This window comes from Arenimonas sp. (assembly GCF_035721105.1).
In the GTDB taxonomy this organism is placed as follows: domain Bacteria; phylum Pseudomonadota; class Gammaproteobacteria; order Xanthomonadales; family Xanthomonadaceae; genus Arenimonas.
Window position 1 is genome coordinate 67,422 of the sequence record NZ_DASTNG010000055.1, and the last position, 21,872, is coordinate 89,293.

The following is a 21,872-nucleotide window of genomic DNA, read 5'->3' on the forward strand; positions in this document are numbered from 1 at the left end:
GGAGCTTCGGGCCTGAAGGCCCTCCTACAGTAACGCGGATCAGGTCTGGGGCATCGGGCCGCCGAGCGGACCGGCCGGGGTGCCGGCGTTCGGATCGTCCTTGGACAGGCGACCGGTCTTGGCCCAGTCCAGCGGCGGGTTCGGGCGACGGCCTTCCATGATCGCCTGCACCTGCTCGGCGTCGATGGTTTCCCATTCCATCAGCGCATTGGTCATCACCTCGACCACCTCGCGCTTCTCCTCGAGGATGCGGCGCGCCACCAGGTACTGCTCGTCCAGGATGCGGCGGATCTCCGCGTCGACCTTCTGCTGGGTCGCCTCGGAAATGGTCTTGTTGCGCACGCCGTAACCGGCATCGCCGTCGGCGTAGACCATGGTGCCCAGCGCGTCGGACATGCCGTAGCGGGTGACCATGCCGCGGGCGAGCTTGGTCGCGCGCTCGAAGTCGTTGGAAGCACCGGTGGACACTTCGCCGACGAAGATCTCCTCGGCGATGCGGCCGCCGAACAGGATCGAGATCTCCTCGAGCATCTTGTGCTTGTACTTGCTGAAGTGGTCGTGCTCGGGCAGCTGCCAGGTCACGCCCAGGGCCCAGCCGCGCGGCATGATGGTGACCTTGTGCACCGGGTCGGCGCCCGGCAGCGACATCGCCACCACCGCGTGGCCGGACTCGTGGTACGCGGTCTTGCGGCGGTCCTCGTCGCGGATGACCATGCTGCGGCGCTCGGGACCCATGAAGATCTTGTCCTTGGCGTCCTCGAAGTCCTGCATGTCCACCTGCTGCTTGTTGCGGCGGGCGGCGAACAGCGCGGCTTCGTTGATCAGGTTGGCCAGGTCGGCGCCCGACAGGCCCGGGGTGCCGCGCGCCAGCACGTCGGCACGCACGTTGTCGCTCAGCGGCACCTTGCGCATGTGCACGCGCAGGATCTGCTCGCGGCCCTTGATGTCGGGCAGGCCCACCATGACCTGGCGGTCGAAGCGGCCCGGGCGCAGCAGGGCCTTGTCGAGCACGTCGGGGCGGTTGGTGGCGGCGATGACGATCACGCCTTCACCGCCCTCGAAGCCGTCCATCTCGACCAGCAGCTGGTTCAGGGTCTGCTCGCGCTCGTCGTGGCCACCGCCCATGCCGGAGCCGCGGTGGCGGCCGACGGCGTCGATCTCGTCGATGAAGATGATGCAGGGCGCGTGCTTCTTGGCGGTTTCGAACATGTCGCGCACGCGGCTGGCGCCGACGCCGACGAACATCTCGACGAAGTCGGAGCCCGAGATCGAGAAGAACGGCACCTTGGCCTCGCCGGCGATGGCCTTGGCCAGCAGGGTCTTGCCGGTGCCGGGCGGGCCCACCATCAGCACGCCGCGCGGGATCTTGCCGCCCAGCTTCTGGAAGCGGCCCGGGTCGCGCAGGAACTCGACCAGCTCGCCCACTTCCTCCTTGGCCTCGTCGCAGCCGGCGACGTCGGCGAAGGTGACCTTGACCTCGTTCTCGCCCTGCATCTTGGCGCGCGACTTGCCGAAGCTCATGGCGCCCTTGCCGCCGCCCTGCTGCATCTGGCGCATGAAGTAGATCCAGACGCCGATCAGCAGCAGGATCGGCAGGAAGCTGGTGACCAGGCTCCAGAACAGCGAGCGCTCGGCCGGCTTCTCCTGGATGGTGACCACGTCGTTCTCGAACAGGGTGTCGACCAGCAGCGGGTCGCGCGGGTTCGCGGTGGTGAACTTGCTGCCGTCCTTGCGCTCGCCGACGATGCCGATGTTGTTGGCGTCGATGTTGACCTTGGCCACGCGGTCGGACTTCACCTCGTCGATGAACTGGTTGTAGGTCAGCTCGCTCGACGGCGCGCTGGTCGGCGCCGACATGCTCTGGAACACCGCCATCAGCACGATGGCGACGACGAGCCACAGCAGGAGGTTCTTGGCCAGGTCATTCATGCTTTGCTTCCTCGGCGCTTGCCCAGGGCAAGCGCATAAACTTCGTTCGATCGGCGCCGCGAGGCCGCCGGCTTGCGGATGACCAACTTGTCGTAGCGGGTCCTGAGGTCCTTGACGTAGGCATCGAAGCCTTCGCCCTGGAACAGCTTGATCAGGAAGTTGCCGCCCACCTTCAAGTGGGTTTCCGCGAAATCGCGGGCCAGTTCGGACAGGTACATCGCCCGGGCCTGGTCCACGGTGTCCACACCCGTCATGTTGGGGGCCATGTCGGAAAGGACAAGGTCCACCGGTTTGCCGCCGAGCAGGGACTCCAGCTGGGACAATGGCCCGTCCTCTCTGAAATCGCCGTGAATGAATTCGACGCCGGCGATCGGGGGCATGTCCAGGATATCGAGGGCCACCACCCGGCCCCGGTCGCCCAGGTCCCGGCGCACCACCTGCGACCAGCCGCCCGGGGCGGCGCCGAGGTCGACCACGATCATGCCGGGCTTGAGCAGGCGGTCCCGTTCGATCAGCTCCTCGAGCTTGTAGGCCGCGCGCGAGCGCATGCCTTCGGCCTGGGCCTTCTTCACGAAGGGGTCGGCGAAGTGTTCCTGGAGCCAGCGGGGGCTGCTTTTGCTGCGTGCCATGGGATGACCGGGCGGCCTCTGGCGAGGCGGAAGTGGCCGTCATGATACCCTACGCCCCCTTTCGAACCCGTCCGGAATGTCATGGCCGCCGCCCTAAGCAACCCCCAGAAGCGTTACCTGCGCGGCCTGGCCCACGACCTCAAGCCGGTGATCCTGGTCGGCGCCAAGGGCATCACCGACAACCTCGTCGCCGAGACCGGCCTGGCCATCGAGCGCCACGAGCTGATCAAGGTGCACGTGGCCGCCGGCGACCGCGAGCTGCGCGACGAATGGATCGCCGACCTGTGCACGCGCGCCGACGCCGCCCTGGTGGCCCGCATCGGCAACATGGCCGTGCTCTACCGCCGCAGCCAGGACAATCCGCTGATCGTCCTGCCCAAGGCCTGATCGCCCCGCGACCGTGCAGCTGTCCCAGGAAAACCCGGACTTCATCTACGTCCTGCGCGGTATCAGCGCCGAGGGCGTGCTGGTGAACCAGGAAACCCTGCGCGCCAGCTTCCTGCTCACGCCCCACCAGCTGGTGCCGGACTGGCGCCCGGCCTCGGTGGACGAGCTGCAGCCCGCCGACATGGCCGCCCTGCTGGCCCTGGAGCCCAGCCTGGTGCTGCTGGGCACCGGCCCGCGCCAGCGCTTCCCCGCGCCCGCCGTGATGGCCGCCCTGCTTACCCGCGGCATCGGCCTGGAGGTCATGGACAGCGCCGCCGCCGCCCGCACCTTCAACGTCCTGGCCACCGAAGGCCGCAAGGTCGCCGCCGCCTTCCTCGTCCCCGGCTAATCCCCACGAAAAAGGGGTCAGAGTACATATCCGTTTCAATCGGATATGTACTCTGACCCCTTTTTTGCGAAGCCCTTCGCCATACAGCTTCGGGCCTGAAGGCCCTCCTACAAGGGCGGCAGGATGGTGAGGGGGTCGACCGGCTTGCCGTTGCGGCGGATCTCGAAGTGGAGCATGTCGCGGCTGGTGCCGCTGCGGCCGAGTTCGGCGATCGGCTGGCCGGCGGTGACGGCCGTGCCCTCGCCCACCAGGCGCAGGCGGTTGTGGGCGTAGGCCGAGAGCCACTCGTCGCTGTGCTTGACGATGATCAGTTCGCCGTAGCCGACCAGGCCGGCGCCGGAATACACCACCACGCCGTCGGCCGCGGCCAGCACCGGCTGGCCGGCGGTGCCGGCGATATCGATGCCCTGGCGCTTGGGATCGCCCGCGGCGAAGCGGCCGATGAGCTGGCCGCGGGTGGGCCAGCGCCAGCCGTCGGCGCTGACCACGGCCGGGACGATCGGCGCCGAGGGCACCACCACCGGCGTGCCCTGCACCGTCCCGGCCGCCACCGGCGTCGGCGGCACCGCCACCGGCGGCTTCACTGGCGGGTTGGCGGGCGCTGGCGTGGCCGGGCGGTCCGGCGTGGAGACGGTCTGGAAGCCCGTGTCCCGGGGCGTCGTCCGCGGGGCGGGCATGCCGGTCACGGTGCCGCCGGGCGTCGGCCGGCGACCCGCGGGAGCCAGGCGCAGGACCTGGCCCGGGTAGATGGTGTAAGGCGCCGGGATGCGGTTCCAGCCGGCGACCTCGCGATAGTCCAGCCCGTGCCGGAAGGCGATGCCGTAAAGCGTGTCGCCGGCGCGCACCCGGTACTGGCCGTCGCGCGGCGCGGCCTGGACCGTGCGCTGCGCGGTCGGCGCCTTTGCCGGGCCTTCCCGCTTGACCACCCGCGAGTGGCCGCAGGCCGCCAGCCACAGGGCGGCGGACAGCAGGACCAGGGCGCGGGCGGCGGTCGTCTTCATCCCCGCATGTTCAACCAGACGATGGCGCCAAGGATGACTGCCGCCACAACCCAGCCCACGGTTTCGATGTAGCGGCGCAGGTGCGGCTCGATCCGGGGACCGCCCCAGGCGACCAGGCCGGCCACCAGCAGGAAGCGCAGGCTGCGCCCGACCAGCGACGCCACCGCGAACGGCAGCAGCGGCATCGCCGCCGCGCCGCCGGCGATGGTGAAGACCTTGAACGGGATCGGCGTGAACGCCGCCACGAACATGATCCAGACGCCGTAGCGGGTGAACTGGTCCTGCACCGACTGGTAGTGCCCGAGGTAGCCGACGCGCTCGATCCAGGGCATCACCGCTTCGATGAAGTAAAAGCCCAGCGCGTAGCCGATCACGCCGCCGATGACCGAGGTGACCGCCGCCAGCATGGCGTAGCGGAACCAGCGCCTGGGGTGGGCCAGCGCCATCGGCGCCAGCATCACGTCGGTGGGCACCGGGAAGAAGATGGACTCGATGGTGCTGATGAAGCCCAGGTACCAGGGGGCGTGTTCGTGCCCGGCCCAGCGGCGGCAGGTGTCGTAGAGCGGACCGAACAGCTTCATTCAGAGGGTTCCGGGCAGCAGGGGGACGAACACGACGCCGCCCAGGTCTTCCTGCACCAGTTCGCCGTCGATGCGACGCACGCGCAGCAGGCGCTGGCCGGTGGCCCCGCCGATCGGCGCGACCAGGGTGCCGCCTTCGGGCAGCTGTTCGAACAGCGCCGGCTCCAGCGCGGCGGCGCCGGCGGTGACGATGATGCCCGGGAACGGCGCGTACTCGGGCCAGCCGGCGCGGCCGTCGTCATGCTTGGTGCGGATGTTCAGGCCCAGGCTGCGGAAGCGGCGGCGGGCGACCCGCAGCAGCTCCTCGATGCGCTCGACGCTGTAGGTCTCGAGCCCCAGCGTGGCCAGCACCGCGGCCTGGTAGCCGGAGCCGGTGCCCACCTCGAGGACGCGGGACGGCAGGCCGTGCTCGATCAGCGCCGCGGTCATGCGCGCCACCACCCAGGGCTGGGAAATGGTCTGGCCGTTGCCGATCGGCAGCGCGGTGTCCTCGTAGGCGCGGCTGGCCAGCGCCTCGTCGATGAACAGGTGGCGCGGCACGGTGCGCATCGCGGTCAGCACGCGCTCGTCGCTGATGCCGCCCTCGGCGCGCAGGCGTTCGATCATGCGATCACGCGCGCGCGGCGAGGTCATGCCCAGGCCATGGGCGGCCGGCTGGGTGTGGAATCGCGGGGTCATGCCTTCGACTTCATGTCTTCGCCCAGGCCGCCGACCCAGCTGGCGACCTTCTCGAGGGCCTGGTAGCGGGTCAGGTCGACGTGGATCGGCGTGATCGAGATGTGGCCGGTGCGCACCGCGTGGAAATCGGTGCCGGGGCCGGCGTCCTGCTCCGGGCCGGCCGGGCCGATCCACCACAGCGGGCGGCCGCGCGGGTCGACCTGCTCGATGCAGGCCTCGGCGCGGTGGCGGTGGCCCAGGCGGGTGACTTCATAGCCACGCAGCTGGTCCCAGGGCAGGTCGGGCACGTTGACGTTGAGGATGGTGTCGGCCGGCAGCGGATCGACCAGCAGGCGCGCGGTGATCTCGCGCGCGGCGCGGGCGGCGGTGTCGTAGTGGCGGGCCGACTGTTCGCTGGTCACCAGCGACATCGCCACCGCCGGCAGGCCCAGGAAGCGGCCTTCCATCGCCGCGGCGACGGTGCCCGAATAGATGACGTCGTCGCCGAGGTTGGCGGCGGAGTTGATGCCGCTGACCACGATGTCCGGGTCGTCCTCGAGCAGGCCGGTCAGGGCCAGGTGGACGCAGTCGGTGGGCGTGCCGCCGACCCGCCAGACGCGGCCTCCCAGGTCCTTCACCCGGATCGGCGCGTCCAGGGTCAGCGAGTTGCTGGCGCCGGAGCGGTCGCGGTCGGGCGCCACCACGGTCACGTCGTGGCCGGCGGCCCTCAGGCCCTCGGCCAGCACCCGGATGCCCGGGGCTTCCACGCCATCATCATTGCTAACCAGTACGCGCATTCGGGGTCCCGCGGAAAGGCCACATGATAGCGGATGCACCGGGCCCCGCGGCCACCTTGCCATCACCGTGCGACGGGTTAGTCTTCAAGCATGAAGCGCAAGCCGCCCCGTCCGCCCGAAGTCGCGCCCGAAGACGTCGCGCTGTTCCGCGACGCGATCGGGGAGGTGCGCGAGCTGGCGCCCCCGCCGCCGGCGCCCGAGCGCCCGCGGCCGGCGCCGGTGCCGCGGATGCAGGCGCAGGACGAAGCCCTGGCGCTGGCCCAGTCGCGCACCGCCAGCTACCTCGAGGCGACCATCGACGCCGCCGAAGCCCTGGCCTACCGCCGGGACGAGGTGCCGGAGAAAGTGCTCAAGGCGCTCAAGCGCGGCCAGTACAGCCTGGGCGGCGAACTCGACCTGCACCAGCTGCGCGCGGTCGAGGCCGAGCGCTGGCTGCGCGCCTTCCTGCACGAATCGCGGGCGCTGGGCCACGCCTGCGTGCGCATCATCCACGGCAAGGGCCTGCGCACGGCCGAGGGCGGCTCGGTGCTCAAGGCCCTGGTCGACCGCATGCTTCGCCAGCGCGCCGACGTGCTGGCCTTCGCCTCGGCGCCCGAAGCCATGGGCGGCACCGGCGCGGTGCTGGTGCTGCTGGCGAAGAAGCGGCCCGGCGAACGCCTGGGCGTCGGCTGAAGCTTCAGCCGCGGGCGTTGGCCTCGGCCACGTCGCCCAGCTCGGCCAGCAGTTCGGTCGCGTAGGCACCGGGCGCCAGGCGGAACGACAGCGCCAGCACGCCATCGGCCGGCCAGCGCCAGGCCAGGTCGCGCACGCGCACGCGCAGGGCGCGCCGCTCCTGCTTCAGGCCGGCGGCCTCGAGCCCGGCGCGCAGGTCGGCGAACGGCGCCGAGGCGCTTTCCTCCAGCGCCCGCACGGCGTCGCGGCTGCGCAGTTCGCCCAGCCCCCACTGCGGTCCGGTCGGGTGGATGTCCTGGGCCAGCGCGCGGTCGCGGGTCGCGGCGTCGATCGGTTCGGGGCCGAAAACGCTCTGGCTGCCGTCCAGCATCCAGACTTCGCCGTCGTCACCGGTGGCCCAGCTGCCGGCCGCGATGCGGGCCGCCAGCACGGCGTTGAAGACTTCCGAGCGCGCCGCCGAGAGGTAGATGGAACGCTGCTCGCGCGGCACCCGCTGGCCGGCGAACATGCGCCGCGCCGCCTCGACGTTGTCACCCTCGCGCCCGAACCGCTGCACGCCGAAGTAGTTCGGCAGGCCCCGGGCGGCGATGGCCTGCAGCCGCGCGTCGATCGCGGCGGGTTCGCCGGCCACGTCGCGCAGCACCAGCACGAAGGCATTGCCCTTGAGCGCGCCGCGCGGCAGCTTGCGGTTGTGCCAGTGCGAGGCCAGCACGCGCAGGTCGTCCGACACCAGGTCGTCCAGGGGCGGCGCCACGCGCTTGGGGAAGTGCACCGAGAAGCGCTGGCGGGTCACCGCGTGCCGATCCTTCATGCCGGCGTAGCCGACGCCCATCTCGGGGATGCCGGCCCAGCGGGCGATGCGCTTGGCGGCGAAGGCGGTGTTCATGCCGCGCTTTTCCACCGTCAGCAGCAGGTGCTCGCCCTCGCCGGTCGGCTCGAAGCCGTCGATCTCGTCGACCCGGAAGTCCTCGGGCTGCACCCGGTAGCGGGCGCTGAGCACCGGCGCGCCGTGGGCGCGCGGCAGGCTGCTCACGCGCGCACCAGCAGCGCCACGGCCATCGCCGCCAGGCCCTCTTCGCGGCCGGTGAAGCCCAGCTTCTCGGAGGTCGTGGCCTTCACGCTGACGGCATCGAGGTCGACGCCGAGGTCGGCGGCCAGGTTCGCGCGCATCGCCGCGGCGTGCGGCGCCACCTTGGGCCGCTCGCAGACCACGGTGACGTCGGCATTGCCCAGCCGCCAGCCGCGCGCCGCCAGCAGGTCGCGGCAGTGGCGCAGGAACTGGCGGCTGTCGGCATCCTTCCAGCGCGCGTCGCTCGGCGGAAAATGAACGCCGATATCGCCCAGCGCCAGCGCGCCCAGCAGCGCATCGCACAGCGCATGGATCACCACGTCACCGTCCGAATGCGCCACCACCCCGCGCCCGTGCGCGATCCGCACCCCCCCGAGCACGACGTGGTCGCCCTCGCCGAAGGCATGCACGTCGTAACCCTGTCCCACGCGGATGTCAGTCATTTTAATTTTTAACGCGGATCAAAGCGGAAAAAGACGATGAAAGCGGATAGAGCCTTTCAATGGGATGACACTGCCGGGGAACGAATGCCGTCTTCGCCTGCCCCGGCATTTTGAACTGATTTCGCTTGATCCGCTCTTATCGTCTGTTTCCGCTCTGATCCGCGTTCAAACAGTGGACGCCCCACCGGAGAGCAGGAACTCGGCCAATGCGAGATCCGCCGGGGTGGTGATCTTGAGATTGTCTTCGCGGCCCTCGACCAGGCAGGGCCGCAGGCCGAGGCGTTCCATGGCCATGGCTTCGTCGGTGACGCGCAGGCCGGCGCGCAGGGCGGCTTCGAGGGCGCGGGTCAGGCCGCCGCGGCGGAACAGCTGGGGTGTCAGCGCGCGCCACAGGCCGTCGCGCGGCTCGGTGGCCTGGCTCTTGCCGGTGCCGTCCGCGCGCTTGAGGGTGTCGCGCACGGGCGCCGCCAGCAGCGCGCCGACCGGATCGGCCTGACCGATGCGGATCAGCCGCGCCAGGTCTTCGGCGCGCAGGCAGGGGCGCGCGGCGTCGTGCACCAGCACCCACTGGTCGGCGTCCACCGAGCCCGGCAGCGCCTGCAGGCCGGCCAGCACCGAGTCGGCGCGCTCGGCGCCGCCGACGCAGGTGATCACCGGCTTGCCGCCGAGCTCGCGCCAGCCGGGCCAGTCGGCGTCGTCCGGCGAAAGCGCCACCACGACGCCATCGACGTCGTCGTGCGACAGCACCGCGCGCAGGCTGTGCTCGATCACGGTGCGGCCGGCCAGCGGCAGGTACTGCTTGGGCCGCGCGGCGCCGAAGCGCGTGCCGCGGCCGGCGGCCGGCACGATCGCCCAGGTCACTCGACGGCCTCGTCGTCGACCGCCTCGCGCGGCGGCACCGGACCGGCGGGGTCGACCACGCGGTAGAAGGTCTCGCCCGGCTTGATCATGCCCAGCTCGCTGCGCGCGCGGTCTTCGACCGCGGCCTCGCCCGACTTCAGGTCCTGGACCTCGGCCGACAGGTCGTTGTTGCGCTGCTGCAGCCGGGCATTCTCACGCCGCTGTTCGGCCACGCGCTCCTCGAGCACCCGCGCCTCGCCGAGCGCGCCCTCGCCCCACCACAGCTTGGACTGCAGGCCGACCAGGAGCAGCAGCAGCACGGCAAGGGCCCACCAGCGGCGCAAGGGCGTCGGGCTCTCAGCGCGCGAGGCTGGTGAACGCGGCGTGGCCGGCGTAGCGGGCCTTGGCGCCCAACGCTTCCTCGATCCGCAGCAACTGGTTGTACTTGGCCACGCGGTCGCTGCGGCACAGCGAACCGGTCTTGATCTGGGTGGCCGTGGTGGCGACCGCGATGTCGGCGATGGTGGTGTCCTCGGTCTCGCCCGAGCGGTGCGACACGATCGACGCGTAGCGGTTGGCGTCGGCCATCGCGATCGCCTCCAGGGTTTCGGTGAGGGTGCCGATCTGGTTGACCTTGATCAGGATGGCGTTGGCCACGCCCTGGTCGATGCCGTCCTTGAAGATCTTCGGGTTGGTCACGAACAGGTCGTCGCCCACCAGCTGCACCTTGCCCGACAGCCGCTCGGTCAGCAGCTTCCAGCCGGCCCAGTCGTTCTCGGCCATGCCGTCCTCGATGGTGATGATCGGGTACTGCGCGCTCCAGCCGGCCAGGAAGTCGACGAACTGCTCGGGCGTGAGGCGCTTGCCCTCGCCCACCAGGTTGTACTTGCCGTTCTCGAAGAACTCGGAGCTGGCCACGTCCAGGCCCAGCAGCACGTCTTCGCCGGCCTTGTAGCCGGCCTTGCCGATCGCCTCGAGGATGACCTCGATCGCTTCCTCGTTCGAACGCAGGTCCGGCGCGAAGCCGCCCTCGTCGCCGACCGCGGTGCCCAGGCCCTTGCCCTTGAGCACGGCCTTGAGCGAATGGAAGATCTCGGTGCCGCAGCGCAGCGCCTCGGCGAAGCTTTCGCAGCCGACCGGCAGCACCATGAATTCCTGCATGTCGACGTTGTTGTCGGCGTGCGCGCCGCCGTTGATGATGTTCATCATCGGCACCGGCAGCGCGACCTCGCGGCCGCCGGCCAGGTGCGCCCACAGCGGCAGCTTCTTCGAAGAAGCGACGGCGTGGGCGTTGGCCAGCGACACGCCCAGCAGCGCGTTCGCGCCCAGGCGGCCCTTGTTCTCGGTGCCGTCGAGGTTGATCAGCTTGGCGTCCAGGCCCGCCTGGTCGGCGCCGTCAAACCCCTTCAGCGCCTCGGCGATCGTCGTGTTGACGTTGGCCACGGCCTTGCGCACGCCCTTGCCCAGGTAGCGGCTCTTGTCGCCATCGCGCAGCTCCACGGCCTCCTTGGTGCCGGTGGAGGCGCCCGAGGGCACCATCGCGCGGCCGAAGCTGCCGTCGGCGAGGGTGACCTCGGCTTCGAGCGTCGGATTGCCGCGGCTGTCGAGGATCTCGCGGGCGTGGATCTTGGCGATCTGGGTCATGACGGGATACGGTCCTTGCGGTTTTGCGTGGGGCAATCAGCCCTGGGCCATGCCCAGCGCGAAGATGAGGAAGGTGAACAGCAGCAGCAGGCCGCTCATGGCCGCGCCAAGCCAGGCGAACAGACGCTTGCGGCGACCGACGAACAGGCCGATGACGCCCAGCACGAAGGCCACGAACATCGCCGCGATCGAGAAGATCATGACCATCCCGGCAACGATGGCCTCAACCGACTCTTCGTCCACGCCGCCCGGCGTGTTGAGCTCGAGGTAGCCGGCATAGCCGAACATGGCCAGCAACAGCAGGCCGAAGAACACCACCAGCACGAAGGAAGCCACGCCGGGACCGGAGTGCTTGAGGGGTGCATCGGCGGGGGTCTGCAGGTCGTTCATTCCGTCTCCGGGAAGCGTGTGGTTGGGTTCAATGTTCAGCGGTCCGCCATCTCGAGGAAGCCGGACGACTTGGTGACGCGATCCAGCTCGAGCAAGGTTTCGAGCAAGGCCTGCATCTTCGGCAGCGGCCAGGCGTTGGGGCCGTCGCTGAGGGCCTTGTCCGGGTCGGGGTGGGTTTCCATGAAGAGGCCGCTGATGCCCACGGCCACCGCCGCGCGCGACAGCACCGGCACGAACTCGCGCTGGCCGCCGCTCTTGCCGCCCATGCCACCGGGCAGCTGCACCGAATGCGTGGCGTCGAACACGACCGGGCAGCCGGTGTCGCGCATCACGCTCAGCGAGCGCATGTCGGAGACCAGGTTGTTGTAGCCGAAGCTGACGCCGCGCTCGCAGGCCATGATCTGCGTGTTGCCCGTGGCCAGGGCCTTGTCGGTGACGTGCTTCATTTCCCAGGGCGAGAGGAACTGGCCCTTCTTGATGTTCACCGGCTTGCCGGCGCGCGCGACCTTCTGGATGAAGTCGGTCTGGCGGCACAGGAAGGCCGGCGTCTGAAGCACGTCCACCACCGAGGCCACTTCGTCCATCGGCGTGTATTCGTGCACGTCGGTGAGCACCGGCACGCCGAGCTGGCGCTTCACTTCCGCCAGCACCTTCAGGCCCGCTTCCATGCCGGGCCCGCGGAAGCTGGTGCCCGACGTGCGGTTGGCCTTGTCGAAGCTGGACTTGAAGATGAAGTGGATGCCGAGCTTGCCGGTGATTTCCTTGAGCTGGCCGGCGACGTCGAGCTGGAGCTGCTCGGACTCGATCACGCAGGGGCCGGCGATCAGGAAGAAGGGCTGGTCGAGGCCGACCTTGAAGCCGCAGAGATCCATTACTTGACTCCTCCCATGGCTGCAGGAGCGGTTTCAGCCGCAACGGTTCCGCCGGAAAGCTTCGCGCCTGAAGGCGCTCCTACAGGGGTCGTGGCGGCTTTGTGGGCGCGGGCGGCAGTGATGAAACCGATGAAGAGCGGGTGGCCATCGCGCGGGGTGGACAGGAACTCGGGGTGCGCCTGGCAGGCGACGAACCACGGGTGCGACGGCAGCTCGATCATTTCCACCAGCAGGTCGTCCATCGACTTGGCGCTGATCACCAGGCCGGCGTCCTCGAGCTGGGTGCGGTAGCGGTTGTTGAACTCGTAGCGATGGCGGTGGCGCTCGCCCACCACGTCCTTGCCGTAGATCTCGCGGGCCTTGGTGCCGGGCTTGAGGCGCTGGTCCTGCAGGCCCAGGCGCATGGTGCCGCCGAGGTCGGACTTCTCGTCGCGGCGCTCGACCTCACCGCTGGCGGTGCGCCATTCGGTGATCAGGCCGATGACCGGGTGGGCGCAGTTGCGGTCGTTCTCGGTGCTGTTGGCGCCGGCCAGGCCGGCGACGTGGCGAGCGAAGTCGACCACCGCGGCCTGCATGCCGTAGCAGATGCCGAAGTACGGAATGCCGTTCTCGCGGGCGTGCTTGACGGTAAGCACCTTGCCCTCAAAGCCGCGGTCACCGAAGCCGCCGGGCACCAGGATGGCGTCCACGCCGGCCAGTACCTTCACGCCTTCCTTCTCGACCTGCTCGGATTCGAGCCACTTCAGGTTCACGCGCGTGCGCTGGCGCAGGCCGCCGTGCTTGAGCGCCTCGGACAGCGACTTGTAGGCGTCCTGGTGGTCGATGTACTTGCCGACCACGGCCACGGTGACTTCGTCCACCGGGTGCTCGACCGCGTCCACCACCGCCTGCCACTCGGACAGGTCGGCGACCTTGGCCTTGTCTTCCAGCCGCAGGCGCTCGACCGCGATCTGGTCGAGCTGCTGGCTGTGCAGCCACAGCGGCAGCTTGTAGATGTTGTCCACGTCCACGCAGCTGATGACGGCCTTCTCGTGCACGTTGGTGAACAGCGCGATCTTGCGGCGCTCGGAGTCCGGCAGCGGCTTTTCGCTGCGGCAGACCAGGATGTCGGGCTGGATGCCGATCGAGCGCAGCTCCTTCACCGAGTGCTGGGTGGGCTTGGTCTTGAGCTCGCCCGCGGCCGCGATGTACGGCACCAGGGTCAGGTGCATGAAGATCGCCTGGTCGGGGCCGCGCTCGGTGCGGATCTGGCGGATGGCCTCGAGGAAGGGCAGCGACTCGATGTCGCCGACGGTGCCGCCGATCTCGACCAGGCCGACGTCGAAGCCGTCGGTCGCCTCGAAGATGGCGCGCTTGATCTCGTCGGTGATGTGCGGGATCACCTGCACGGTGCCGCCCAGGTAGTCGCCGCGGCGCTCCTTGCGGATCACGTTCTCGTAGATGCGGCCGGTGGTGACCGAGTTCTTGCGGCTCAGGCGCACGCGCAGGAAGCGCTCGTAGTGGCCCAGGTCCAGGTCGGTCTCGGCGCCGTCGTCGGTGACGTAGACCTCGCCGTGCTGGAACGGGCTCATGGTGCCCGGGTCCACGTTGATGTAGGGATCGAGCTTCATCATGGTCACGCGCAGCCCGCGCGCTTCCAGGATGGCGGCCAGGGAGGCCGCGGCGATGCCCTTGCCAAGCGAGGACACCACGCCACCGGTAACGAAGATAAGACGAGTCATGGGGATTGGGGGCGCTGGAAAACCGTATTCTACCGGCTCGACCGCCCCGGGGCGAGAAACTTTTTTGCATCAATGACTTGAATCCCCGGCCCGGCGTCCCCGCCTTGACCGGCCCGGTCGCGACGCCCATCCTGCGGGCCTCCCGCCGCCCTGCCCCACCGAGTCCACCCCCGGATGAACACCCGCTACAACGCCGCCGACATCGAAGTCCTCTCGGGCCTGGACCCGGTCAAGCGCCGGCCCGGCATGTACACCGACACCACCCGGCCCAACCACCTGGCCCAGGAAGTGATCGACAACTCGGTGGACGAGGCCCTGGGCGGGCACGCGAAGACGGTCGAGGTGACCCTGTTCGCCGACGGCAGCTGCGAAGTGACCGACGACGGCCGCGGCATGCCGGTCGACATCCACCCCGAGGAGAAGATCCCGGGCATCGAGCTGATCATGACCCGCCTGCACGCCGGCGGTAAGTTCAGCGGCAAGAACTACACCTTCTCCGGCGGCCTGCACGGCGTCGGCGTCAGCGTGGTGAACGCGCTGTCGAAGCGGGTCGAGGTGGTCATCCGGCGCGAGGGCCAGGAGCACCGCATGGAGTTCCGCGACGGCGACCGCAGCTCGGCGCTGGAGGTCGTGGGCACCGTGGGCAAGCGCAACACCGGCACCCGCCTGCGCTTCTGGCCGGACCCGAAGTACTTCGACACCCCGAAGATCCACGCCAAGTCGCTGCGCCACCTGCTGCGGGCCAAGGCCGTGCTCTGCCCCGGCCTGACCGTGAAGCTGTTCGACGAAGCCACCGGCGAGCGCAACGAGTGGCACTACGAGAACGGCCTGCGCGACTACCTGCGCGGCGAACTGGTGGGCCGCGACCTGCTGCCGGCCGAGCTGTTCGTCGGCCACGTGGCCAAGGACACCGAAGTGGTGGACTGGGCCGTGGCCTGGGTGCCGGAAGGCGAGCTGGTGCAGGAGAGCTACGTCAACCTGATCCCGACCGCGCAGGGCGGCACCCACGTCAATGGCCTGCGCTCGGGCTTCACGGACGCACTGCGCGAGTTCTGCGACTTCCGCAACCTGCTGCCGCGCGGCGTCAAGCTGGCGCCCGAGGACGTGTGGGACCGCGTGAGCTACGTGCTCAGCATCAAGATGACCGACCCGCAGTTCAGCGGGCAGACCAAGGAGCGGCTGAGCTCGCGCCAGGCCGCGGCCTTCGTCGAGAATGCCTCGCACGATGCGTTCTCGCTGTGGCTCAACCAGCACGTCGAGACCGGCCTGCAGATCGCCCAGCTCGCCATCGACCGCGCCTCGGCACGCCTGAAGACCGAGAAGCAGGTCACCCGCAAGAAGATCACCCAGGGCCCGGCCCTGCCCGGCAAGCTGGCCGATTGCATCAGCCAGGACCTGGGCCGCACCGAACTGTTCCTGGTCGAAGGCGACTCGGCCGGCGGTAGCGCCAAGCAGGCCCGCGACAAGGAGTTCCAGGCCATCCTGCCGCTGCGCGGCAAGATCCTGAATACCTGGGAAGTCGAGTCCGGCGGCGTGCTGGCCTCGAACGAGGTGCACGACCTGGCCGTGGCCATCGGCTGCGACCCCGGCGTGGAGAACATCGAGGGCCTGCGCTACGGCAAGGTCATCATCCTGGCCGACGCCGACAGCGACGGCCTGCACATCGCCACCCTGCTCTCGGCGCTGTTCCTGCGCCATTTCCCGGCGCTGGTGCGGGCCGGGAACATCTTCGTGGCGATGCCGCCGCTGTTCCGCGTCGACGTGGGCAAGCAGGTCTTCTACGCCCTGGACGAAGAGGAGAAGCGGATCCTGCTCGACCGGATCGAGAAGGAGAAGATCCGCGGCCAGGTCAACGTCACCCGCTTCAAGGGCCTGGGCGAGATGAACCCGGTGCAGCTGCGCGAGTCGACCATCCACCCCGACACCCGGCGCCTGGTGCAGCTGACGGTGGACGACGCCGAAGAGACCCGCTCGCTGATGGACATGCTGCTGGCCAAGAAGCGGGCCTCGGACCGCAAGGCCTGGCTGGAGGCCAAGGGCGACCTGGCCTCGCTCGAGGTCTGACCCCGGGCGGCGGGCGGCCACGACGCCCGCCGCGCCCAAAACCGTGACCGAGTCTCCAGATATGTGACGCATTGCGTCACATTGCGCTCCCGTTCGTTCCCGAAAAGCCGCCGTTCATCGGCGCCGACGGGCGGCCATGGCCGGCCGACGCACCGGATTGCGTCGCCGCCGCGCCTTCACTAATGTGACGAAGTGCTCATTTTGGAGCCCGGGGCCCGCCCTTCGCCGGCCCCGGGGCGGGTTGGCACGCTTCCTGCATCCACCTCCTTGCCCGCAAATGCGCGCCCCTGGTCGGCTCCCCGGCCCGGATGACTCATCCAAACCCAACGCCTCCCGGCGCAAACCAAGGAAACCGAAACATGAATAACGTCCGTCGCATCCGAGGCCTCGCTCTCACCAGCCTGGCGTCCCTCGGCCTGATCGCTGTCACCCCGGCCTTCGCCGAGTCGCAGTTCGTCACCACCGGCACCCCGACCGTCGCCAATGCCCGCCTGAACTTCCAGGTGAACGTGCCGCGCTTCCTCGAGTTCCGCGTGGGCTCGGCCAATGCCGTGATCGACACCGTCGTGTTCGACGTGGCCGCCACGGACGTCGGCAATCCGGCCGCCCCGGTCGCCGGCGACATCACCGTGGACGTGGCCCTGCGCGGCAACGGCGGCGCCATCTCCCTGAGCGCCGACACCTCGGCCGACCCGCTCAACAGCGGCGCCGACACGATCCCGTTCAGCGCCATCTCCACCACGCTCGATGCCGGCACCATCAACGCCCCGGTCCTGGTGGATGGCGCCAGCGCCCCGATCGCGGTCGCGGTCACCTCCGGCACCCGCGTCACCAACCGTACCGCCACCTGGTCGTACGAGTTCGACAACGCCGCCGTCTACGGCGCCGGCACCTACGCCGGCCAGGTCGTCTACACCGCGACCATGCCGTAACCCGTGTCCGCGGGCTCCGGTCCGCGACGTTGGGCTGAAACGAGGGGCGGCAGCGCGCCGCCCCTTTCCTCCCCCCCGGAGTGAATCCATGAACCGTACCAGCAAGTCCGCGGGAGGCCTGCTCCTGCTTGCCGCCCTGCTGGCATGCCAGGGCGCGGCGGCCTACCAGGCCAACATCACCGCCGATTCGCGCGCGCTCTACCTGCGCGTTGGCACCGGCGCGATGAATTTCGACGGCTTCAGCTACAACCAGGGCGCACGCCCGATCAACTTCACCGGCGTCCAGAACGTCGTGGTGAACGTGCCGGTCGGCCAGATCGGCAATGGCACCGACCTGCAGATGACCGGCAACGGCGACCTCGTCAGCCACCTCGACAATTTCCTGTTCTGCAATCCCGGCCAGATCTACATCGGCGCCTTCTTCAGGCGGCCGACCGGCGGCGGCGGCAACAACACCGCCACCGTCACTGCCAACTACTCGCCCAACCTGACCACCCCGGGCGGCGACACCATTCCCATGACCCAGATCCGTTGGGTCAGCAGCGGTAACGGCGACGGCACCTTCCAGCCCTTCGCCAGCGGTTCTTTCACCACCAGCGGCCAGACGGTCGCCACCTTCGGCCGCAACCAGTGGAACGAGAGCTGCCTCACGTTCTTCTACGGCAACGACCAGGTCGTGGCCGCCGGCAGCTACACCAATACCGTCACTTACACCTTGACCGCGCCGTGATCCGGACCCTCGTCATCGCCATCCTCCTCCTGGCCTGCCTGCCCGCCACGGTGGCTGCCCAGGCCTATCCGGTGGACGATTCCGCCAGCCAGGTGCTGGATGGCAACGTTCGCATGCGCTGGGACGACCCGGTGCCGCGGCCTGGCGTGGCTTCCACCATGAGCGGCCGGATGACGGTGGTCGTGCGGCTGGACGTGTCGCCCTGGCTGGGCCGCAGCGGCCGCATCTACAAGAAGCTGGCGCCGCAGGTGCAGGCACCGGTGCGCGCGCAGTGGACCAGCCGCGGGGTACTGCAGCCCGGCCAGCTTCGGGATGGCGAACGCACCCTGGTGTACTCGGGGCCGATCATGACCCCGATGCTGGAGGACACCCTGCACGTCACACTGCAGGCGGACGGCGATCGACTGCCCGACCACGCCCGCCTTGAGTTCACCTTCGAGATAGAACTGGAGTCGCCGCAATGAAACGTCTCGCCTGCGCCGCGATTGCCCTGCTGGCCCTCGCCGGTGCGCTGCCGGTGGCGGCGCAGGGCTTCGCCGTGCAGGTCTCGCCGCCGCGCTTCGAGGAATCGGCCAAGCCGGGAACCGTGCACCGCAACGTCATCGAGGTCACCAACAGCAGCCCTGCCGAGGGCCGCTTCCGGCTCAAGACCGCCGATTGGACGCTGGCGCCCGACGGCTCGGCCGTGTTCTCCGATGCGCTGGCCCCCGGCAGCTGCCGCCCCTGGGTGGCGATCGAGGCGGCGACCCTGCAGGTCGCGCCCAATGCGCGCCGCCGCTTCCGTTTCGAGGTCTCGGTGCCCGCCGATGCGCCGGACGGCCAGTGCAGGTTCGCGCTGGTGATCGAGGGCGAGCCCGAGATCAAGCCCGACGGCTCCATGCAGGTCAACGGCCGCATCGCCATCATCGTCTACCTCACGATTGGCGACGGTGCGCCGGTGCTGACCCTGGTCGACACCCTGGTGCAGCCGGTGGAAGGCCGCGACCTGCCGATCGTCCGTATCCGCAACACGGGGAATGCGCACGCCCGCCTGTCCGGCTTCCTCGACGCCATTGGCGCGGACGGCCGCCGCATCACCCTGCTGCCGTCGGCCGATCCGATCCTGCCGGGCGTCACCCGCGACATCGCGCTGCTGCCGGTCGCCGAGTCGGCCGACGATCCCGCTCCCGTCCTCAGCTTCCCGCTTCGCCTGAAGGGCCGCCTGGAGTCGCCGCCGCTGCGGCTGGACATCGACACGGACGTGGCCAAGCCGTGAGGCGCCCGCTTCCCACGACGCCGCTGGCACTGGCCATCGGCGTTTCGATGGCACTTGCCGGACCGGCGGCATGGGCGACCCCGCAGGATGCGTCCGAGGACGCCGCGCCGGCCTACCAGGACCGCATCATCCCCTCCGACCAGCTCGCCCCGCTGCCCGAGGACGAGGGCGAGACCTTCGACGCGAACGGCCTGCCCCGCTCACTGGACCTGCAGTTGCTCGCCAGTCGCACCGAGCGCGGCACCCAGACCTTCAACGAGCTTGGCCTGACCGTTGGCGGGTTTTGGGAGACACTCGACCACGGCAGCTTCTCGCTGGACGCGACCCTGCTCCGCGCCAACCAGCGCCGCGACATCAACGGCAGCGACGACGGCGCGAATTGGGGCGGCACCGCGACCCTCTGGCAGCGCGGACTGTTCATGGATGGCGGCTGGCGCGGCGACAACGGCGTCGGCGTGCTCAACACCGCACTGCCCGCGCTCAGCCGGGACCAATACCGCTTCCTGTTGCCCAGCGTGCCGTTCGCCGGCGTCGCCACGGATTGGCAGCAAGCCGGCCGCGGCCTGCAGCTGATGGGCTCCTACGGCCGGGGCGGCGTGTTCGACGGCGCCCGCGTGGTGGGCTTCGAACGCTCCGACGGCGACGTCGCCAGCCTGGGCGCCCAGTGGCAATGGGCGCCTGGCTGGATCGGCGCCGCGACCGCACTGGCCACCGACGGCCGCCTGGTCCCGGCGGGCGATGGCGGTGTGCTGGTGGAGGACAACCGCACCCGGGCGCTGCTGGTGTCCAATGGCTGGCGCAGCGCGACCCAGTCGCTGACGCTGAACCTGCAGTCCAGCGGCGGCGATTCCGACAATGCGTTCGGCGCCTGGCTCGACGGCCGCGCCGACCGGGGCCGCTACCAGCATCGCTACGGCCTGTTCCGACTCGAGCCCGAGCTGGCCTGGGGCGCGCTGCCGATCGCCAACGATGCCGAGGGCGCCTACTACCGGCTCAACTATTCCTACGCCCGCTGGAACTGGAATGCCGGCATCGACCACATCCGATCCGTGTCCGGCAGCAGTTTCGAAGGGCTGTATGGCAACTTCTACGGCCGCTACCAGGCGAGCGCGCGCCTGGGCTACGGCGGCGGCCTGAACGTTCGCGACGCCAAGGCGGGCACGGCCTACAGCACCCAGCTCTTCGTCGACCAGGTGAACCGTTGGGGCCAGTCCCGCATCCAGTGGGATTTCGTCGACAACGGCCCCACCGGCGGCGACAGCTGGGAACTCAAGCTCGACCACACGCTGCCGTTCAAGCCCGGAAAGCGGCTTTCTGTTTCACTCAACCACGGCTCGCTGTCCTACGCGGGCGAGGACCCCACCCGGACCACGTCGGTATCGCTCAACGGCGGCCTGGAGCTCACGCAGCGCCTGAGCCTGGACGGCAGTGCGCGCTATGGCCGCGGCACCGGGCCCAGCGCATTCCGCGGCACCGACGTCAACCTCAATCTGGCCTGGCGTTTCGCCCGCCAGTGGTCCCTGGTCGGCAGCATCTACGAGAACCGCGGCGCACGCCGATCGCCCTTCATCCTCGACCCGCTGGCGCCGGACACCTTCATCGACATCCCGCGTGACCGCTCGCTGTTCCTGAGCCTGCGCTACCAGAGCCGCGCCGGCACCGCCTCGGGGGTCTTGGGCGGTCCACCCGGCAGCGCGGTTGGCAGCATCACCGGCAGCGTATTCCTCGACGACAACGGCGACGGCCAGCGCGCCGCCTCCGAGCAGCCGGCCGCCAACGTCACCGTGCTGCTCGACGGCCTCTACGCCGTACGCACCGACAGCAACGGCGAGTTCACGTTCCCGCGCGTCGCCGTCGGTGCCCATGTGGTGACGGCGGTACCGGACAACCTCCCCTTGCCCTGGTTCGTGGACGACGAGCTCGACCGTCGTGCGGTCGAGGTGAACGTACGCGACCAGCAGCGCGTCGACATCGGCGCGAGGCGCCAGCGATGAACCAGGACAAGGCCTCGCTGCTGCTCAAGCTGGTCGGCCTGGCGCTGGCCGCGGCCATCGCCGTGGGCCTGCAGGCGCGCGAGCGCGCCAGTGGCGGCGCCGACCTGTATGGCTATGCCCTGGTCGACAGCGAACTGGGGCCGACCTGCCCTTACGACTACGTCGACCTGGGCGAGGACGCCGAGGTGCTGGCGCTGCAGCCGGGGCACCCGGCCGCGGCCAGCGATGACCTGGCCGCGGTGCTGCCCCTGGCCCGGCCGTTCGAGTTCTACCAGCTGTCCAACGACGCCCTGGTGGTGTCTTCCAATGGCTACCTCGCGGCCGCCGGCTCGCTGGCCGAGGACGATGGCGCCGACTTCAGCAACGACTGCCGCCTGCCCGCGCGCGCCGACAACGGCGCCGCCGTGCAGGACCGCGTCTACGTCTACCACGACGACCTGCGCGCCCAGCCCGGCGGCACCATCCGCCAGGCGTACTTCCCCGCCTGCCCGCGCGCCAGCGCCAGCGGCGACGCCGAGCCCTGCACGGTGGTGGAATGGAACCGCTTCGAGCGCGCCACCGCGCTGCGCAGCACCCAGCCGCTGCGCGCGCAGGCGGTGCTCTACCACGACAGCCACGCGATCGCGCTGCAATACGCGTCGATCGACGACAGCCGCGGGGCACAGGCCACCATCGGCCTGCAGGGCCTCGACGGCCGCACGGCCCGCCTGGCCGGCTGCGACCTGCCTGACCAGGTGAAGCCGCGGCAGGCGCTGTGCTTCTTCGACCCCCGCAACCGCCCGGCCGGCGCACGCCGCTCGCCGCCGCGGGTCGCGGCGCCCTGATCCGGGCGCCAGCGCGGGCCCGGCCTGCGTCCGTCGGTGTGTCGAGGCTTGCG

Annotated in this window: 24 protein-coding genes; 10 read left to right on the plus strand and 14 right to left on the minus strand. The window is 69.9% G+C overall.

Going from position 1 to position 21,872, the window contains the following annotated elements; all coding sequences use genetic code 11:
• Positions 1-39 precede the first annotated feature (39 nt).
• Both ftsH and rlmE read right to left on the minus strand, forming a co-directional pair.
• Positions 40-1,929: an ATP-dependent zinc metalloprotease FtsH gene (ftsH, locus tag VFQ84_RS08515; protein ID WP_325131201.1), complete on the minus strand. Its 1,890-nt coding sequence runs from the start codon at positions 1,927-1,929 to the stop codon at positions 40-42.
• Complete coding sequence (gene rlmE / locus VFQ84_RS08520) at positions 1,926-2,558, minus strand: 23S rRNA (uridine(2552)-2'-O)-methyltransferase RlmE (RefSeq protein ID WP_325131202.1); 633 nt, start codon at positions 2,556-2,558, stop codon at positions 1,926-1,928. The genes ftsH and rlmE overlap by 4 nt, the downstream gene beginning before the upstream one ends.
• Positions 2,559-2,639: 81 nt before the next feature.
• Between rlmE and yhbY the strand changes: the two genes are divergently transcribed.
• A complete protein-coding gene (gene yhbY / locus VFQ84_RS08525; protein WP_325131203.1) occupies positions 2,640-2,945 on the plus strand; it encodes a ribosome assembly RNA-binding protein YhbY in 306 nt (101 codons plus the stop codon).
• A 13-nt stretch (positions 2,946-2,958) separates the two neighbouring features.
• Positions 2,959-3,333: an Mth938-like domain-containing protein gene (locus tag VFQ84_RS08530; RefSeq protein ID WP_325131204.1), complete on the plus strand. Its 375-nt coding sequence runs from the start codon at positions 2,959-2,961 to the stop codon at positions 3,331-3,333.
• A gap of 107 nt (positions 3,334-3,440) precedes the next feature.
• Here the strand turns inward: VFQ84_RS08530 and VFQ84_RS08535 are convergent, their stop codons facing one another.
• The 4 genes from VFQ84_RS08535 to surE are packed head-to-tail and all read right to left on the minus strand — an operon-like array spanning position 3,441 to position 6,369.
• Complete coding sequence (locus tag VFQ84_RS08535) at positions 3,441-4,334, minus strand: peptidoglycan DD-metalloendopeptidase family protein (protein ID WP_325131205.1); 894 nt, start codon at positions 4,332-4,334, stop codon at positions 3,441-3,443.
• On the minus strand, positions 4,331-4,915 hold the full coding sequence (locus VFQ84_RS08540) for a YqaA family protein (protein WP_325131206.1): 585 nt from the start codon (positions 4,913-4,915) through the stop codon (positions 4,331-4,333). Before VFQ84_RS08540 ends, VFQ84_RS08535 begins: the two co-directional genes overlap by 4 nt.
• Positions 4,916-5,593, minus strand: a complete 678-nt coding sequence (locus VFQ84_RS08545; protein WP_325131207.1) for a protein-L-isoaspartate(D-aspartate) O-methyltransferase — start codon at positions 5,591-5,593, stop codon at positions 4,916-4,918.
• Positions 5,590-6,369: a 5'/3'-nucleotidase SurE gene (gene surE, locus VFQ84_RS08550; RefSeq protein WP_325131208.1), complete on the minus strand. Its 780-nt coding sequence runs from the start codon at positions 6,367-6,369 to the stop codon at positions 5,590-5,592. Before surE ends, VFQ84_RS08545 begins: the two co-directional genes overlap by 4 nt.
• A 90-nt stretch (positions 6,370-6,459) precedes the next feature.
• Between surE and VFQ84_RS08555 the strand changes: the two genes are divergently transcribed.
• Positions 6,460-7,041, plus strand: coding sequence for a Smr/MutS family protein (locus VFQ84_RS08555; protein WP_325131209.1), 582 nt, complete (start codon positions 6,460-6,462; stop codon positions 7,039-7,041).
• Positions 7,042-7,045: 4 nt separating this feature from the next.
• Here VFQ84_RS08555 and truD read toward each other — a convergent pair whose 3' ends face one another.
• The 8 genes from truD to VFQ84_RS08595 all read right to left on the minus strand — a co-directional run bounded on the left by truD (position 7,046) and on the right by VFQ84_RS08595 (position 14,020).
• On the minus strand, positions 7,046-8,074 hold the full coding sequence (truD, locus tag VFQ84_RS08560; protein ID WP_325131210.1) for a tRNA pseudouridine(13) synthase TruD: 1,029 nt from the start codon (positions 8,072-8,074) through the stop codon (positions 7,046-7,048).
• Positions 8,071-8,553 carry a 2-C-methyl-D-erythritol 2,4-cyclodiphosphate synthase gene (gene ispF, locus VFQ84_RS08565; RefSeq protein WP_325131211.1) on the minus strand — a complete coding sequence of 161 codons (483 nt, stop codon included), beginning with the start codon at positions 8,551-8,553 and terminating at the stop codon, positions 8,071-8,073. The genes truD and ispF overlap by 4 nt, the downstream gene beginning before the upstream one ends.
• A gap of 165 nt (positions 8,554-8,718) precedes the next feature.
• Positions 8,719-9,414: a 2-C-methyl-D-erythritol 4-phosphate cytidylyltransferase gene (gene ispD / locus VFQ84_RS08570; protein ID WP_414637020.1), complete on the minus strand. Its 696-nt coding sequence runs from the start codon at positions 9,412-9,414 to the stop codon at positions 8,719-8,721.
• Positions 9,411-9,737: a cell division protein FtsB gene (gene ftsB, locus VFQ84_RS08575; protein WP_414637021.1), complete on the minus strand. Its 327-nt coding sequence runs from the start codon at positions 9,735-9,737 to the stop codon at positions 9,411-9,413. Before ftsB ends, ispD begins: the two co-directional genes overlap by 4 nt.
• Positions 9,738-9,750: 13 nt before the next feature.
• Complete coding sequence (gene eno, locus VFQ84_RS08580) at positions 9,751-11,037, minus strand: phosphopyruvate hydratase (RefSeq protein ID WP_325131212.1); 1,287 nt, start codon at positions 11,035-11,037, stop codon at positions 9,751-9,753.
• A 36-nt stretch (positions 11,038-11,073) separates the two neighbouring features.
• Positions 11,074-11,427 carry a hypothetical protein gene (locus VFQ84_RS08585; RefSeq protein WP_325131213.1) on the minus strand — a complete coding sequence of 118 codons (354 nt, stop codon included), beginning with the start codon at positions 11,425-11,427 and terminating at the stop codon, positions 11,074-11,076.
• Positions 11,428-11,462: 35 nt separating this feature from the next.
• Complete coding sequence (kdsA, locus tag VFQ84_RS08590; RefSeq protein WP_325131214.1) at positions 11,463-12,299, minus strand: 3-deoxy-8-phosphooctulonate synthase; 837 nt, start codon at positions 12,297-12,299, stop codon at positions 11,463-11,465.
• Positions 12,299-14,020, minus strand: coding sequence for a CTP synthase (locus VFQ84_RS08595; RefSeq protein ID WP_325131215.1), 1,722 nt, complete (start codon positions 14,018-14,020; stop codon positions 12,299-12,301). The genes kdsA and VFQ84_RS08595 overlap by 1 nt, the downstream gene beginning before the upstream one ends.
• A gap of 174 nt (positions 14,021-14,194) precedes the next feature.
• Here VFQ84_RS08595 and parE point away from each other — a divergent pair, with 174 nt between their 5' ends.
• From parE to VFQ84_RS08630, 7 genes are all read left to right on the plus strand, one after another.
• On the plus strand, positions 14,195-16,084 hold the full coding sequence (gene parE, locus VFQ84_RS08600; protein ID WP_325131216.1) for a DNA topoisomerase IV subunit B: 1,890 nt from the start codon (positions 14,195-14,197) through the stop codon (positions 16,082-16,084).
• A gap of 359 nt (positions 16,085-16,443) precedes the next feature.
• Positions 16,444-17,016: a hypothetical protein gene (locus VFQ84_RS08605; RefSeq protein WP_325131217.1), complete on the plus strand. Its 573-nt coding sequence runs from the start codon at positions 16,444-16,446 to the stop codon at positions 17,014-17,016.
• Between the two features lie 88 nt (positions 17,017-17,104).
• Complete coding sequence (locus VFQ84_RS08610; RefSeq protein WP_325131218.1) at positions 17,105-17,746, plus strand: hypothetical protein; 642 nt, start codon at positions 17,105-17,107, stop codon at positions 17,744-17,746.
• Positions 17,743-18,210, plus strand: a complete 468-nt coding sequence (locus VFQ84_RS08615; protein ID WP_325131219.1) for a hypothetical protein — start codon at positions 17,743-17,745, stop codon at positions 18,208-18,210. Before VFQ84_RS08610 ends, VFQ84_RS08615 begins: the two co-directional genes overlap by 4 nt.
• Positions 18,207-19,001, plus strand: a complete 795-nt coding sequence (locus VFQ84_RS08620) for a hypothetical protein (protein WP_325131220.1) — start codon at positions 18,207-18,209, stop codon at positions 18,999-19,001. The genes VFQ84_RS08615 and VFQ84_RS08620 overlap by 4 nt, the downstream gene beginning before the upstream one ends.
• Before the next feature lie 47 nt (positions 19,002-19,048).
• On the plus strand, positions 19,049-20,995 hold the full coding sequence (locus tag VFQ84_RS08625) for a carboxypeptidase-like regulatory domain-containing protein (protein WP_325131221.1): 1,947 nt from the start codon (positions 19,049-19,051) through the stop codon (positions 20,993-20,995).
• Positions 20,992-21,819 (plus strand): hypothetical protein, encoded by an 828-nt coding sequence (locus VFQ84_RS08630; protein ID WP_325131222.1) that lies wholly within the window; start codon positions 20,992-20,994, stop codon positions 21,817-21,819. Before VFQ84_RS08625 ends, VFQ84_RS08630 begins: the two co-directional genes overlap by 4 nt.
• Positions 21,820-21,872 lie beyond the last annotated feature (53 nt).

What these genes read in the sequence shown, in the direction of transcription:
- VFQ84_RS08620 (WP_325131220.1), top strand. Translation starts at nt 18,207, where the DNA reads ATGAAACGTCTCGCCTGCGCCGCGATTGCCCTGCTGGCCCTCGCCGGT.
- VFQ84_RS08625 (WP_325131221.1), top strand. Translation starts at nt 19,049, where the DNA reads ATGGCACTTGCCGGACCGGCGGCATGGGCGACCCCGCAGGATGCGTCC.
- VFQ84_RS08555 (WP_325131209.1), top strand. Translation starts at nt 6,460, where the DNA reads ATGAAGCGCAAGCCGCCCCGTCCGCCCGAAGTCGCGCCCGAAGACGTC.
- ispF (WP_325131211.1), bottom strand. Translation starts at nt 8,553, where the DNA reads ATGACTGACATCCGCGTGGGACAGGGTTACGACGTGCATGCCTTCGGC.
- kdsA (WP_325131214.1), bottom strand. Translation starts at nt 12,299, where the DNA reads ATGGATCTCTGCGGCTTCAAGGTCGGCCTCGACCAGCCCTTCTTCCTG.
- rlmE (WP_325131202.1), bottom strand. Translation starts at nt 2,558, where the DNA reads ATGGCACGCAGCAAAAGCAGCCCCCGCTGGCTCCAGGAACACTTCGCC.
- VFQ84_RS08540 (WP_325131206.1), bottom strand. Translation starts at nt 4,915, where the DNA reads ATGAAGCTGTTCGGTCCGCTCTACGACACCTGCCGCCGCTGGGCCGGG.
- eno (WP_325131212.1), bottom strand. Translation starts at nt 11,037, where the DNA reads ATGACCCAGATCGCCAAGATCCACGCCCGCGAGATCCTCGACAGCCGC.
- VFQ84_RS08545 (WP_325131207.1), bottom strand. Translation starts at nt 5,593, where the DNA reads ATGACCCCGCGATTCCACACCCAGCCGGCCGCCCATGGCCTGGGCATG.
- ftsH (WP_325131201.1), bottom strand. Translation starts at nt 1,929, where the DNA reads ATGAATGACCTGGCCAAGAACCTCCTGCTGTGGCTCGTCGTCGCCATC.
- VFQ84_RS08630 (WP_325131222.1), top strand. Translation starts at nt 20,992, where the DNA reads ATGAACCAGGACAAGGCCTCGCTGCTGCTCAAGCTGGTCGGCCTGGCG.
- VFQ84_RS08610 (WP_325131218.1), top strand. Translation starts at nt 17,105, where the DNA reads ATGAACCGTACCAGCAAGTCCGCGGGAGGCCTGCTCCTGCTTGCCGCC.
- yhbY (WP_325131203.1), top strand. Translation starts at nt 2,640, where the DNA reads ATGGCCGCCGCCCTAAGCAACCCCCAGAAGCGTTACCTGCGCGGCCTG.
- VFQ84_RS08535 (WP_325131205.1), bottom strand. Translation starts at nt 4,334, where the DNA reads ATGAAGACGACCGCCGCCCGCGCCCTGGTCCTGCTGTCCGCCGCCCTG.
- VFQ84_RS08585 (WP_325131213.1), bottom strand. Translation starts at nt 11,427, where the DNA reads ATGAACGACCTGCAGACCCCCGCCGATGCACCCCTCAAGCACTCCGGT.
- VFQ84_RS08605 (WP_325131217.1), top strand. Translation starts at nt 16,444, where the DNA reads ATGAATAACGTCCGTCGCATCCGAGGCCTCGCTCTCACCAGCCTGGCG.
- parE (WP_325131216.1), top strand. Translation starts at nt 14,195, where the DNA reads ATGAACACCCGCTACAACGCCGCCGACATCGAAGTCCTCTCGGGCCTG.
- VFQ84_RS08595 (WP_325131215.1), bottom strand. Translation starts at nt 14,020, where the DNA reads ATGACTCGTCTTATCTTCGTTACCGGTGGCGTGGTGTCCTCGCTTGGC.
- surE (WP_325131208.1), bottom strand. Translation starts at nt 6,369, where the DNA reads ATGCGCGTACTGGTTAGCAATGATGATGGCGTGGAAGCCCCGGGCATC.